Raw genomic sequence first — 12,577 nt, 5'->3', positions numbered from 1 at the left:
TCGCGTGATCAACCGGAACAACCGACTCAAGCGCCTGCTTGACCTCGGTGCTCCGGAGATCATCGTGAACAACGAGAAGCGCATGCTTCAGGAGGCCGTCGACTCGCTGTTCGACAACGGCCGTCGTGGTCGCCCGGTCACCGGTCCGGGCAACCGCCCGCTGAAGTCGCTCTCCGACATGCTCAAGGGCAAGCAGGGTCGCTTCCGTCAGAACCTGCTCGGCAAGCGCGTCGACTACTCGGGTCGTTCGGTGATCGTCTCGGGTCCGACCCTGAAGCTGCACCAGTGCGGTCTGCCCAAGCAGATGGCCCTGGAGCTCTTCAAGCCCTTCGTGATGAAGCGCCTGGTCGACCTGTCGCACGCTCAGAACATCAAGTCCGCCAAGCGGATGGTCGAGCGCGCTGTCCGCTCCGAGGTCTGGGACGTCCTCGAAGAGGTCATCAGCGAGCACCCGGTGCTGCTGAACCGTGCACCCACGCTGCACCGTCTGGGCATCCAGGCCTTCGAGCCCCAGCTCATCGAGGGCAAGGCCATCCAGCTGCACCCGCTCGTCTGTGGCGCGTTCAACGCCGACTTCGACGGTGACCAGATGGCTGTCCACCTGCCCCTGTCGGCGGAGGCCCAGGCCGAGGCTCGCATCCTGATGCTCTCGACCAACAACATCCTCAAGCCGTCCGACGGCCGTCCGGTGACCATGCCGTCGCAGGACATGATCATCGGTCTGTTCTTCCTCACCACCGTGCGTGAGGGCGAGCCGGGCGAGGGTCGTGCGTTCTCGTCGCAGGCCGAGGCGATCATGGCCTTCGACCGCCGCGAGATCACCCTGCAGAGCCAGATCAAGCTGAAGATCGGCGACGAGATCGTCGAGACCACGCTGGGTCGCACCTACTTCAACGACACGCTGCCGGACGACTACCGGTTCGTGAACGAGGAGGTCGGCAAGAAGCAGCTCGGCGCGATCGTCAACGACCTGGCCGAGCGGTACACCAAGGTCGAGGTCGCGGCTGCTCTGGACGCGCTCAAGGACACCGGCTTCCACTGGGCCACCCGGTCCGGCGTCACCGTTTCCATCGACGACGTCACGACCCCGGCCAACAAGCCGGAGATCCTGGCCGGCTACGAGGCGCAGGCTGCCAAGGTGCAGAAGCAGTTCGAGCGCGGTCTGGTCACCGACGAGGAGCGCCGTCAGGAGCTCATCGAGATCTGGACCCAGGCGGCTGCCGAGATCGGGAAGGCCATGGAGGCCAACTTCGACAAGGCCAACCCGATCTACATGATGGTCGACTCCGGCGCCTCTGGAAACATGAACCAGATCCGTCAGGTCGCCGCCATGCGTGGTCTGGTGGCCAACCCGAAGGGCGAGATCATCCCGCGCCCGATCAAGTCGAACTTCCGCGAGGGCCTCACCGTCCTCGAGTACTTCATCGCCACCCACGGCGCGCGCAAGGGTCTCGCCGACACCGCGCTGCGTACCGCGGACTCGGGCTACCTGACCCGTCGTCTGGTCGACGTGTCGCAGGACGTCATCATCCGTGAGGACGACTGTGGCACCGAGCGTGGTCTGCCCAAGGTGATCGGCGTCGCCGGTCCCGACGGCGTGGTGCGCAAGGACGAGAACGCCGAGACCGCGGCCTACGCCCGCACCTCGGCCGTCGACGTCGCGCACCCGACCACGGGTGAGGTCCTGGTCGCCGCCGGCGAGGACCTGGGTGACGTCAAGATCGCCGAGCTGATCGAGGCCGGCGTGACCGAGGTCAAGGTCCGCTCCGTGCTCACCTGTGAGGCACAGACCGGTACCTGCGCGAAGTGCTACGGCCGTTCGCTGGCCACCGGCAAGCTGGTCGACATCGGTGAGGCCGTCGGCATCATCGCGGCCCAGTCGATCGGTGAGCCCGGTACCCAGCTGACCATGCGTACCTTCCACACCGGTGGTGTGGCGTCGGCCGATGACATCACGCAGGGTCTGCCCCGCGTCGTCGAGCTCTTCGAGGCCCGTACCCCCAAGGGTCTGGCCCCGATCTCCGAGGCCGCCGGTCGGGTGCAGATCGAGGACGGTGACAAGACCCGCAAGGTGCTGGTCACCCCCGACGACGGCTCCGAGGTCGTGGAGTACCCGGTCAGCCGGCGTTCGCGCCTGCTTGTCCAGGACGGCGACCACGTCGAGGTCGGCGACCGGTTCACGCAGGGAACGGAGGACCCCAAGGAGGTCCTGCGCATCCTGGGTGTCCGTCGTGCCCAGCAGCACCTCGTCGACGAGGTCCAGTCGGTGTACCGCAGCCAGGGTGTGGCCATCCACGACAAGCACATCGAGATCATCGTGCGGCAGATGCTGCGCCGGATCACGGTGATCGAGTCGGGCGACACCAACCTGCTGCCCTCCGACCTGGTCGACCGGTCCCGCTTCGAGACCGAGAACCGCCGCGTTCTCGCCGAGGGCGGCAAGCCGGCCTCGGGTCGTCCCGAGCTGATGGGCATCACCAAGGCCTCGCTGGCGACCGAGTCGTGGCTGTCGGCCGCCTCGTTCCAGGAGACCACCCGGGTGCTCACCGATGCCGCGATCAACGGCCGCAGCGACTCGCTGCTCGGCCTCAAGGAGAACGTCATCATCGGCAAGCTCATCCCGGCCGGTACCGGTCTGGAGCGCTACCGCAACATCCGGGTCGAGCCGACGGAGGAGGCCCGCGCGGCCGCCTACTCGGTGTCGGGCTACGACAACTACGACTACGGCTTCAACAACGGCAACGGCGGTGGCCAGGCCGTTGCTCTGGACGACTTCGACTTCGGGTCGTACCAGAACTGACGTCAGTCTGACCGCATGACCGCACCCCGCCAGCCCTGCTGGCGGGGTGCGGTGCATTTCCCGAGGTTGCAGCAATGGCAGCCGAGGTTGCAGTTGTGGCGCCCGACGTTGCAGAAATGGCAGCCGAGATCGCGCAGGTGCCCGCCACGTCGAGGTGCGGCCGGCTGTGGCAGGCTGCCGGCATGGAGCGTGCGGTGTCCGGCGGCGTCAACCTGCTCGGCAGGGCTGCGCTGGCGGCGCTCGGTCACCGCGTCGACGCCTGGGGTGAGGAGCACCTGCCCACCGACGGGCCGGCGATCCTGGCCGCCACCCACGTGTCCTATCCGGACTTCGTGATGATCCAGGCGGCCGCGCTGCGGCGACGCCGGCAGGTGCGGTTCCTGTGCCGCCACGACGCCTGGGAGCATCCGGTGGCCGGCCCGGTGCTGCACGCGCTGCGGCACATCCCGGTGGACCGGGACGCTCCCGCCGGTGCCTACCTGGCTGCCCGACGCGCCCTGCGCGACGGCGACGTGGTCGGTCTCTTCCCGGAGGCCGGCATCTCGTACTCCTACACCGTGCGGGCGCTGATGCCCGGCGCGGTGTCACTGGCGAGCGAGACGGGGGTTCCGGTGATCCCCGTGGCGTTGTGGGGGCCGCAGCGCATCTACAGCGTAGGCCGGCCGGTGGACGGCGTGGAGCCGCTGCCGGACTGGACCCGAAGGCGCCGGATCGACGTCTGGTTCGGGACGCCGATCCGGGTTGCCCCGGACGCCGACGTGCGCGCCGAGACCGCTGGGCTGGGGCATCGGCTGACCGCGATGCTGGAGGGACTGCAACGGCTGCCGCACCACCTGCCACAACCGGGGGAGGCAGCGCCCTGGTACCCCGCTCACCTGGGCGGTCAGGCGCCTGATCGGACGGAGGCAGCGCTGCTCGACGTCGTCCCGCGCTCCGCCGTCAGGCCGACGTGGGGGCCTGGGTGCGGGCCTGACGGCGTCGCCACTGGCTGACCGGGTCGATCAGCCAGACCAGCCGGGAGGCGACCGGGGGAGCGGCGATCACGATGGCGACCGCGATCGCTGCCAGGGCGGCGACGATGGTGACCCAGTCGCCCTGCCCCCGCGCCCAGACGGCGAGGTCGGTGGTGCCCACGGCGCGGACGACGAAGCCGTGGAACAGGTAGACGACCAGGGAGGCACTGCCCAGGGCGGAGAACCAGTGCCGTCCGCGGGGAACCAGGCAGATCACCGCGAACGAGGCGATCATCCCCAGGGCCATCACCCGGAGCCGGATCCAGGCGCCCTCGAGGTCGCTGACCGGCGAGCCGGCCGCGGAGAGGTCGGAGTAGGGGAAGGCGTACCAGAGCCAGCGCGTCGTCATCCAGTCGTCGATGCTGCCCGCCAGCCACCAGATGACGGCGAGCGCGGCCAGGCCCAGCCAGACGGTCTGCTTCGCGCGGAGCCGGTTCAGGTCCACCGGTCGCAGCCACAGGCCGACGGTGAAGAACGGCAGGAAGCCGATCGTGCGGGAGAGGTCGAACCAGTCGGTCCAGGCGGCGTCCACGGTGCCGAACCACAGGCTGGCCAGGACGCTCAGCGGCAGCGCGACCCAGTGGGTGCGCAGGATCGGTGTGACGAGGCGCCAGAGGATGGTGGCGACCAGGTACCACATCGGCCAGCCCGGGTTGATCAGCCAGGGGCCGGGCGGAGCGGCGTCGGTGGTCGTGGTGAGCACGAAGCGCATCGCCGAGTCGAAGACCAGATAGGGCAGCAGCAGGCCGGTGGCCAACGCCGTCAGGTGCCGCCGCGACCAGGTGAAGCTGCGCGACAGGTAGCCGGTGACCAGGACGAAGGCGGGGATGTGCCAGAAGTAGATGAAGTCGTAGACCTGGGCGCCGAAGTCGGTTCCGGTCGGCACCAAGGGGAGCGTGTGACCCACCACCACGACGGTGACGAGGACGAACTTGATGTTGTCGAGCCAGGGATCACGCACGAGATGCCACGGTAGTTGATCGGTGTGCAGCCGCCGCGATCAGCCCGTGGGCTGGAGGGCGCGACGGTGACGTTGCCAACTTCCCACCGGGTCGACGGCCCAGGTGAGCCTTCGTGCGACCGGCGGGCAGGTCAGCAGCACGGTCAGGGAGAGGGCGCCGACGGCAGCCACCGCCAGGGCACCGGTGGGGTGGTCGGGTGCGAAGTCGAACCACTCGGCGGTCTGCGCGTAGCGGACCACGAAGCCATGGAAGAGGTAGGCCACCAGGGAGGCGCTGCCGAGCTGGGTGAACCAGGTGGCACGGCGCGGGACCAGGGAGAGCGCGGCCAGCGCCCCGGCCAGGCTCATCGCCAGCAGCCGCAGCCGGATCTCGTAGGACTCGCCCTCGCCGAAGCCGAGGACGTCGTAGGAGCGGTCCCACCACAGGAACGCGACCCGTGCCCACTCCGACAGGCTCTCGGGCTGGGCACTGCGCCACAGCCAGACCATCGCCACGACCGCGATCGGCCGGACCCACCACGAGGTGAGCGCGGTCAGCCACGAGCGCTTGGCATGCAGGCCGATCACGAAGAACGGCAGCATCGCGAACGCCTTCGGGATGTCGAAGAGGGTGAGGTCGAGCGTGCCGGCCCACAGACTGAGCGGGATCGAGATCGGGATGACGATCCAATGCAGCTTGAGGATCGGCGTCGCCAGGCGCCAGATCGCCAGCACGATCAGATACCACATGCTCCAGTGCGGCTCGAGCCAGAGCGGTCCGCTCTGTGGCTGGTCGAGGTACTCGCGCCAGCCGTACATGGCGGCGTCGAAGATCAGGTACGGCAGCAGCAGGGTGGTGGCGAGGGAGACCAGATGGGCCCGGTCCCAGGCGAAGCTGCGTGACAGGTGCCCGGAGAGCAGCACGAACGCCGGCATGTGCCAGAAGTAGACGAACGTGTAGACGGCGACGTTGCGCTCGTCGACCAGTGCGAGCCCGATGGTGTGCCCGAAGACGACGAACGCGATCAAGGCGAACTTGACGTTGTCGAACCAGGGATCACGTGCCATTCAGCCCACGGTAACGGGTCGGGCTGTGCGGCGCCTGTGCGTGCCGGGTGCGCCATGGCGCTGGAGGCGATGGTCGCGCCACTAGGATCGCTAGACATGGCACGAGTACCGAAGCGACAGCGGGTGGCGGCATACGCCGTCATCGTGCGCGACGACGAGATCCTGCTCTCGCGTCTCGCGCCGCGGATCTCGCGCACGCCCCTGTGGACCCTTCCCGGCGGGGGCCTGGACCATGGGGAGGACCCGCGCGCGGCGGTGGTCCGCGAGGTGATGGAGGAGACCGGCCTGGAGGCGGAGGTCTCCGACGAGGCGCGGGTCTACTCGATGCACAACCCGAAGGCGAGCCCCTTGGGCGGCGGGCAGAGTGGTCGCCAGGACTACCACGCACTGCGGATCGTCTACGAGGGCTGGGTCTCGCGGGACGCCCCGGCGCCGCGGGTGCTGGAGGTCGACGGCTCGACGGTCGAGGCGGCCTGGCACCCGCTCGATGAGGTGCTGTCGGGACGGCTTGCCGTGACGGCGCTGGTCAGTGAGGCGCTGGAGGACCACCACGGGCACCGGATGCAGCGGCTCGCCGCCTATGCGGTGATCCGCCGCGATGACGCCGTCCTGCTGACCCGGATCTCCCGCCTCGGCCACCATGCCGGCTCCTGGACGCTGCCGGGCGGCGGCGTCGACCATGGCGAGCGCCCGGCCGCAGCGGTCGCCCGCGAGGTGCGTGAGGAGTGCGGCGTCGCCTGCACCGTCGGCGAGCTGCTGGACGTGCACGACGTGCACTTCCACGGCACCGCCCCCAGCGGGCGTCATGAGGACTTCCACGGCGTGCACCTGATCTTCACCGCGACGCTCGACACCGACGCCGAGCCCTACGTCGCCGAGCAGCACGGGACCACCGACGAGGTCGCCTGGATCCCGCTCGCCGACATCGCCTCAGGGAAGGTGCCGGTGCTTGACGTGGTCACCCACGCTCTGGGCAGGATCTGACGCATGTCGGAGCGGGTTGTCGCGCTTCCGGCGCGGGGATATTCTCTGATCTGAGAACTCCCTCGCGAAAGGCAGACGGCGATGTCGGAGCGGGCGCTCGATCAGGACGCGCTGGCGGTGATCGACGTGATCCGCGCCTCGGTCCGGATCAGCGGGGTCACTCAGCGTGACTTCGCCGGCGCGGTCGGCACGTCTCCATCGCGGCTCTCGGCGTACATCCACGGCGAGACCGCGCCATCCGCAGCGCTGATGTTGAGGTGCCAGCGGATCGGCGAGGCCCTTGGTGCTGCGCGCGCGGAGAGCGTGCCCACGTCCTTGGACGCCGCGGCCTCGGTGCGCACAGCGTTGGCCGCGCAGGGGCGATCGTCGGGGGTCTTGCGCATGGTCTTGGAGGGGCGCGACCGTCTGCGGGACACCCTCCAGCATCGACCGCACCTCGCCGACGCCTGGGCGGCTCGAGCATTGGTAGGCGATGAGCGATGGGACACGCTGTTGGCTGCCCTGGTGGAGCATGAGTTCGAGGCGACCGGGCGACCGGCGCCTGCGTGGACCAGGACCGAGCCTCTCGACGAGGAATGGCTCCCCGCCCCCGGGCGGCTGGGTGTGGAGGCGGTGCGGCGGCAGACCCCGCCGTGGTTGGCCGAGAAGCGGATCCTTCTCGCCGAGTCGGCGCTCCAGGTGGCCTGAGGCGATGCGCGGCTGGCAGTGCGTGGAGTGTGTGCCCGCGTTGCCCCCGGCCCTGTGGGCGCCCGGGCCGTTGAAGGAGCTGGACGCAGGATCGATGGTCGACCTGCTCGACGAGCTGCATGCCCGGCTCCTCGCCAGGTCTACTCCGGCGGGCATCTATCTGGTCGGCGGTGCTGCGCTGCTGCTCGGCTACGGGCGGACGATCGCCACGCCCGACGTCGACGTTGCGCGGGCGGTCGCGGTCGCGGACGAGGTGGCGCGGGAGCTCGCCCGCGAGCGGGGCTTGGCGATGAACTGGCTGAACGCGGCAGCGGGCGGCTGGGTGCCGCCACGCCCCGCCTGTGCGCGTGTCGATCCCGACCGTCCTGGGTTGATGGCGCATCTCGCGCCGGCACGCCACCTGCTGGCGATGAAGCTCGTGGCGTGGCGCCCGAAGGATGAGGACGACCTGGCCAGCCTGCTGGAGGTCTGCGGACTCGCCGACGCCAGTGCGGACCAGGTGGCGGACGTCCTCTACGAGGTGTACAGCGCGGAGGACTCCCTCGCGGGGATGCTCAACGTTCCTCGTGCCGATGAGCTCGGGACGCGCCAGGAAGCGGTGGCACGGGCACGAGACGCGTTGCGGCTGTTGTAGCCCGGAAGGTGCCGGTGCTTGACGTGGTCACCCACGCTCTGGGCAGGATCTGACGCATGTCGGAGCAGATCTTCACCTATGGGGCACCCGGACTGAAGTTCGGGTTCGGCGCGTCGTTGGAGATCGGCCACGATCTCGCACAGCTCGGCGCGCGGCGCGTGCTGCTGATCACCGACCCCGGGGTCGCGGCCACCGGGCACCCGGCACGGATCGCCGAGGTGGTCCGCGCTGCCGGGATCGAGGTCGAGGTCTTCGACCGCGCCCGGGTGGAGCCCACCGACGGCTCGCTCGACGAGGCGGTCGCCTTCGGCCGGGAGACCGGGCCCTACGACGCCTACCTCGCGGTCGGTGGCGGCTCGGCGATCGACACCGCGAAGGCGGTCAACCTGCTCGGCACCAACGACGGCGAGCTGCTCGACTACATCAACGCGCCGGTCGGGCGGGCGCGGGCACCGCGCAACCCGCTCAAGCCGCTGGTCGCCGTGCCGACCACCACCGGAACCGGCTCGGAGTCCACCACGATCTGCGTGCTCGATGTGGTCGCGCTCCAGGTGAAGACCGGGATCAGCCATCCGCGGCTGCGCCCGACCCTCGCCGTCGTCGACCCCGAGCTCACCCTCACCCAGCCGGCGATGGTGACCGCCGCGAGCGGGATGGACATCCTCTGCCACGCGGTCGAGAGCTACACCGCCCGCTGGTTCGGCGACTTCCCCGCCAAGCAGGCCGCCGAGCGGGTGCCCTACTGCGGCGCCAACCCGATCGCCGACATGTGGGCCGAGCGTTCGATGAGCCTGCTGGCCGCCTCGTTCCGCGAGGCGGTCCGCGACGGCGGCTCGCGCGACGCCCGGCATCAGATGGCGCTGGCCGCGACCTTCGCCGGCATGGGGTTCGGCAACGCCGGCGTGCACATCCCGCACGCCTGCGCCTACCCGATCGCCGGCCGGGTCCGCGACTACCGTCCGCCCCAGTACCCCGACGCCGAGCCGATGGTGCCGCACGGCATCGCCGTCTCGCTGACGGCGCCCGAGGCGTTCCGCTACACCTTCGACGCCGCGCCCGAGCGGCACCTGCGCGCCGCCCGGCTGCTGGCACCGGAAGCCGACGCCGCCGACGGTCCGGACCTGCTGCCCACCGTGCTCGCCGCGTTGATGCGCGACATCGGCCTGCCCAACGGGCTCGGCGCCGTCGGGTACGGCGAGCGGGACGTCGACGACCTCGTCACCGGTGCGCTGCACCAGCAGCGGTTGCTGGCGACCGCGCCGCGCGAGGTGGACGCCGAGGCGTTGTCGGGGGTCTTCCGCGGATCGATGGAGCATTGGTGAGAGCTGCGTTCTGGGCCAGCAGCGGTGCGTTCGTGGTGGTCTGGGTGATCGGGCTGCTCACCCTGCCGGACCGGGTTCCGCTGCACTTCGGAGGCGGCGGCGACCCCGACAGGTGGGGCTCACGCACCGAGGCGCTGGTGACCACCGGGCTGATCGGCGGCGGACTGGTGCTGCTCTTCTGGGTGCTGGCCCGCTGGCTGCCCCGAGCGCCGTCCGAGCTGCTCAACCTCCCGGCGGCCGACAAGCGCTGGTGGCTCGCCACCGAGGAGCGCACCGCCGAGCTGCGCCGGCGACTGAGCGACGACCTCTACGGCATCGGTGCGGTGACCGTGCTGCTGATCGTGGTGCTCGAGGCGATCACCGTGGTGATCAGCCACCACGACGAGCCCAGCCTTCCGGGCTGGCTGTGGCTGATCGTCGGCGGCTATCTGGCCGGGATCATCGGCTGGAGCATCTGGGCGACGACCCGTCGCTACCGCACGCCGCGCGACGGCGGGTGACCCACGGCACCCCGCTGTCGGTGCCGTGCTCGGGAATCGGGACCGACGGTGCCTCGCCGGTAGGCTGACCGCATGAATCCGCGGTACCGGCGACTGATCATCCCGTCGTTCCTGGTGGTCCTGTTGGTCATCGTCATCGTGGCGGCGGTGCTCTGATGGCTGCCGAGCCGGCGCTGCGCGCACTCTCCAAGATGCGCAGCCTGATCCTGGACGACACCGTCCTGGTCCGCGCCGTCGCGTCGGGCCGGATCCGCGGCCAGGAGACCACCTACAAGCGGGTCGAGTTGCGCTACGTCGACCTCAAGGCCGGCCGGCACCTGCAGGTCACCGCCTATGACGATACGCAGGCGCACACCAGCAACCACGCTGCCGGCGCCGACGCGCGCGACGCCGTCGACGATCTGCTCGAGATGCCGTTCGCGAACTGGCACGTGGAGACGCTCACCGAGCAGCACCAGGTGAAGATCACCCGCAAGCAGGAGGCCTTCGTGCACACCAGTGCGCGCGAGGAGACCGCCGAGCCGGAGCGCGGCCACGACAAGCCGAAGGAGCGTCTGCTCCCGGAGAGCGACCCGGTGCTGGTGGCGCTCGGCATCTCGGACGCCACCGGCAAGGTGAAGCCGACCCGGCAGGCCAAGTACCGCCAGGTCGAGGAGTTCGTGCGCCTGCTGGACGCGGCGATCACCGAGGCCCTGGGCAAGGGCAACCTGCGCAAGCCCACCGCCGACGATCCGCTGCGGATCGTCGACCTCGGCTGCGGCAACGCCTACCTGACCTTCGCCGCGCATCGCTACCTGAGCAGTGTCCGGGGCCTGCCGGTGCGGCTGATCGGCGTCGACGTCAAGGAGCAGTCGGCGCAGCACAACAGCGAGGTGGCCGAGCAGCTGGGGATCGCCGAGCAGACCGACTTCCGGGTGGGCACGATCGGCGCCGCCGAGCTTCCCGAGGACCCGGAGGTGGTGCTGGCCCTGCACGCCTGCGACACCGCCACCGACGAGGCGCTGGCCCGTGCGGTGCACTGGAACGCCGCGCTGGTCCTCGCTGCGCCGTGCTGCCACCACGACATCTCGGCGCAGCTGCGCCGCAACCCGACGCCGTCGCCGTACTCGATGCTGACCCGGCACGGGATCCTGCGCGAGCGCTTCGCCGACACGATGACCGATGCGCTGCGTGCCTCGCTGCTTCGCCTGCAGGGCTACAAGGTCGAGGTGATGGAGTTCGTCGAGAGCCAGCACACCCCGCGCAACACCCTGCTCCGAGCGGTGCGCACGGGCGGCAAGGTCAGCGGCGGAAGCGTGCGCAAGGAGTACGACGCGCTGGTCGAGATGTGGCAGATCCGTCCGAAGCTGGCCGAACTGCTTGAGGACTGAGGTGCTGGCCGCAGCTGCGCTCGCCGTGCCGTTCGTGCTCGGCGCGCTGGCTGCGCCCGCCCCGGTGGACGCCGACGTGGCGTTCGCCTTCGCCGATCCCGAGATCCTCGAGTCCAGCGGACTGGTGGTGGGGGAGCGGTATGCGGTCACCGTCAACGACTCCGGTGACGAGGCCCGGATCTTCACCGTCGACGTCGCCACCGGCGAGACGGTCGGAGTCACCCGCTGGGAGGGCGAGGCCCGTGACGTCGAGGCCTTGGCGCCCGCCTCGGAGAACGAGGTGTGGGTCGGCGACATCGGCGACAACCTCGAGGCCCGCGACTCGGTCCGGGTGACCCGGGTCCCGTTCGGCGCGGGAGACCGCACGGTCGCCGGGGTCGGCTACGACCTCACCTTCCCCGGTGGCGCGCGTGACGCCGAGGCGCTGCTGTCGGACCCGGTCACGGGTCGGCTCTACGTGGTCAGCAAGCACGTGTTGGGCGGCACCATCTACGCCGCCCCCGAGGTGCTGGACGCCGAGCGCCCGAACCGCCTGGTGGAGGTGGGCGAGGCGCCGGGGCTGATCACCGATGCCGCCTTCTTCCCGGACGGCCGGCACGTGGTGATGCGCAACTACGGCCAGGGCATCCTGTTCGCGGTGGACGCCGACGGCTGGCGTGAGCTCGGCACCTTCGCGTTGCCGCCGCAACAGCAGGGCGAGGGGATCGCGGTCAGCCCGGACGGCTGGATCCACCTGTCCTCGGAGGGCGCCGAGGCCGAGGTGTTGCGGATCGAGCTGCCGGACGACCTGGCCACCGAGGTGCCCCGGCCCACGACGGACGCTGACGCCGACGCCCCGGCGAGGTCCGCGGCCGACGACACGACCCTGAGGCCGGAGCGAGACCCCTGGCCCTGGGTGCTGGGCAGCATCTTCGCCGTGCTGGCGATGGTGGTGCTGGTCCGGTCGCTGCGTCCGCGCTGACGCGTCGGCTCCCGCCGTTCGCTCTGATCGTTGTGTCGGACCGTCCTGATGGACTGTTCGCATGATCGAGATCGATGCCGCGCACACTCCGTATGAGGTCAGTGACCTCGACGCGGGGTGTCTGCTCGCGGTGATCTCCGAAGGGCGTCACTCGGCGTTGGTGCTGGGGCGTCAGCAGCTGCGGTTGGCGCATCAGTGGTGCGTGGTCAACCCGGTCGTTCCTGGTGGTTCGGCTGCTTCGTGGTGTGACGACGCCGCGTTCGCGTCCTTGGATCTGGACGACTTCTTGGGTGGGGAG

12 protein-coding genes are annotated in these 12,577 nt (G+C 70.1%); 10 read left to right on the top strand and 2 right to left on the bottom strand.

The genetic code is table 11. From position 1 onward, the window contains the following. Both rpoC and ABD151_RS07445 read left to right on the top strand, forming a co-directional pair. On the top strand, positions 1-2,800 hold a 2,800-nt coding region (rpoC, locus tag ABD151_RS07450), incomplete at its 5' end, for a DNA-directed RNA polymerase subunit beta' (RefSeq protein ID WP_343992883.1). A 116-nt stretch (positions 2,801-2,916) separates the two neighbouring features. Further along, positions 2,917-3,792, top strand: a complete 876-nt coding sequence (locus tag ABD151_RS07445; protein WP_343992881.1) for a lysophospholipid acyltransferase family protein — start codon at positions 2,917-2,919, stop codon at positions 3,790-3,792. Here the strand turns inward: ABD151_RS07445 and ABD151_RS07440 are convergent. Together ABD151_RS07440 and ABD151_RS07435 are read right to left on the bottom strand one after the other, a co-directional pair. Further along, positions 3,740-4,774, bottom strand: coding sequence for an acyltransferase family protein (locus ABD151_RS07440; RefSeq protein ID WP_343992879.1), 1,035 nt, complete (start codon positions 4,772-4,774; stop codon positions 3,740-3,742). The genes ABD151_RS07445 and ABD151_RS07440 overlap by 53 nt on opposite strands. A gap of 39 nt (positions 4,775-4,813) precedes the next feature. After that, the gene (locus tag ABD151_RS07435; protein ID WP_343992877.1) at positions 4,814-5,821 is read right to left on the bottom strand and encodes an acyltransferase family protein; all 1,008 of its coding nucleotides are present in this window, start codon (positions 5,819-5,821) and stop codon (positions 4,814-4,816) included. 96 nt (positions 5,822-5,917) lie between these two features. Here ABD151_RS07435 and ABD151_RS07430 point away from each other — a divergent pair, with 96 nt between their 5' ends. The 8 genes from ABD151_RS07430 to ABD151_RS07395 all read left to right on the top strand — a co-directional run. Beyond that, positions 5,918-6,805: an NUDIX hydrolase gene (locus ABD151_RS07430; RefSeq protein WP_343992875.1), complete on the top strand. Its 888-nt coding sequence runs from the start codon at positions 5,918-5,920 to the stop codon at positions 6,803-6,805. Positions 6,806-6,886: 81 nt separating this feature from the next. Next, entirely contained in the window at positions 6,887-7,492 is a 606-nt protein-coding gene (locus tag ABD151_RS07425; protein ID WP_343992873.1) for a helix-turn-helix domain-containing protein, read from the top strand. Between the two features lie 4 nt (positions 7,493-7,496). After that, a complete protein-coding gene (locus ABD151_RS07420; RefSeq protein ID WP_343992871.1) occupies positions 7,497-8,126 on the top strand; it encodes a hypothetical protein in 630 nt (209 codons plus the stop codon). A gap of 56 nt (positions 8,127-8,182) precedes the next feature. Beyond that, positions 8,183-9,448, top strand: a complete 1,266-nt coding sequence (locus tag ABD151_RS07415) for a hydroxyacid-oxoacid transhydrogenase (protein ID WP_343992869.1) — start codon at positions 8,183-8,185, stop codon at positions 9,446-9,448. Further along, positions 9,445-9,948 (top strand): DUF1648 domain-containing protein, encoded by a 504-nt coding sequence (locus tag ABD151_RS07410; protein ID WP_343992867.1) that lies wholly within the window; start codon positions 9,445-9,447, stop codon positions 9,946-9,948. The genes ABD151_RS07415 and ABD151_RS07410 overlap by 4 nt, the downstream gene beginning before the upstream one ends. A gap of 155 nt (positions 9,949-10,103) precedes the next feature. Then, positions 10,104-11,318 (top strand): class I SAM-dependent methyltransferase, encoded by a 1,215-nt coding sequence (locus ABD151_RS07405; protein WP_343992865.1) that lies wholly within the window; start codon positions 10,104-10,106, stop codon positions 11,316-11,318. After that, a complete protein-coding gene (locus ABD151_RS07400; RefSeq protein ID WP_343992863.1) occupies positions 11,308-12,279 on the top strand; it encodes a hypothetical protein in 972 nt (323 codons plus the stop codon). The genes ABD151_RS07405 and ABD151_RS07400 overlap by 11 nt, the downstream gene beginning before the upstream one ends. A 61-nt stretch (positions 12,280-12,340) precedes the next feature. Beyond that, the coding region (locus ABD151_RS07395; protein ID WP_343992861.1) for a hypothetical protein at positions 12,341-12,577 on the top strand (237 nt) is incomplete at its 3' end.

The sequence above is a fragment of the Nocardioides dubius genome (assembly GCF_039528155.1).
GTDB lineage: Bacteria > Actinomycetota > Actinomycetes > Propionibacteriales > Nocardioidaceae > Nocardioides > Nocardioides dubius.
This window is presented reverse-complemented; position numbering and strand designations above follow the sequence as displayed.

Bases quoted from the DNA above. Each gene is read 5' to 3' on its own strand.
- ABD151_RS07415 (WP_343992869.1), top strand. From the start codon at position 8,183: ATGTCGGAGCAGATCTTCACCTATGGGGCACCCGGACTGAAGTTCGGG.
- ABD151_RS07405 (WP_343992865.1), top strand. From the start codon at position 10,104: ATGGCTGCCGAGCCGGCGCTGCGCGCACTCTCCAAGATGCGCAGCCTG.
- ABD151_RS07445 (WP_343992881.1), top strand. From the start codon at position 2,917: ATGGCAGCCGAGATCGCGCAGGTGCCCGCCACGTCGAGGTGCGGCCGG.
- ABD151_RS07430 (WP_343992875.1), top strand. From the start codon at position 5,918: ATGGCACGAGTACCGAAGCGACAGCGGGTGGCGGCATACGCCGTCATC.
- ABD151_RS07420 (WP_343992871.1), top strand. From the start codon at position 7,497: ATGCGCGGCTGGCAGTGCGTGGAGTGTGTGCCCGCGTTGCCCCCGGCC.
- ABD151_RS07435 (WP_343992877.1), bottom strand. From the start codon at position 5,821: ATGGCACGTGATCCCTGGTTCGACAACGTCAAGTTCGCCTTGATCGCG.
- ABD151_RS07425 (WP_343992873.1), top strand. From the start codon at position 6,887: ATGTCGGAGCGGGCGCTCGATCAGGACGCGCTGGCGGTGATCGACGTG.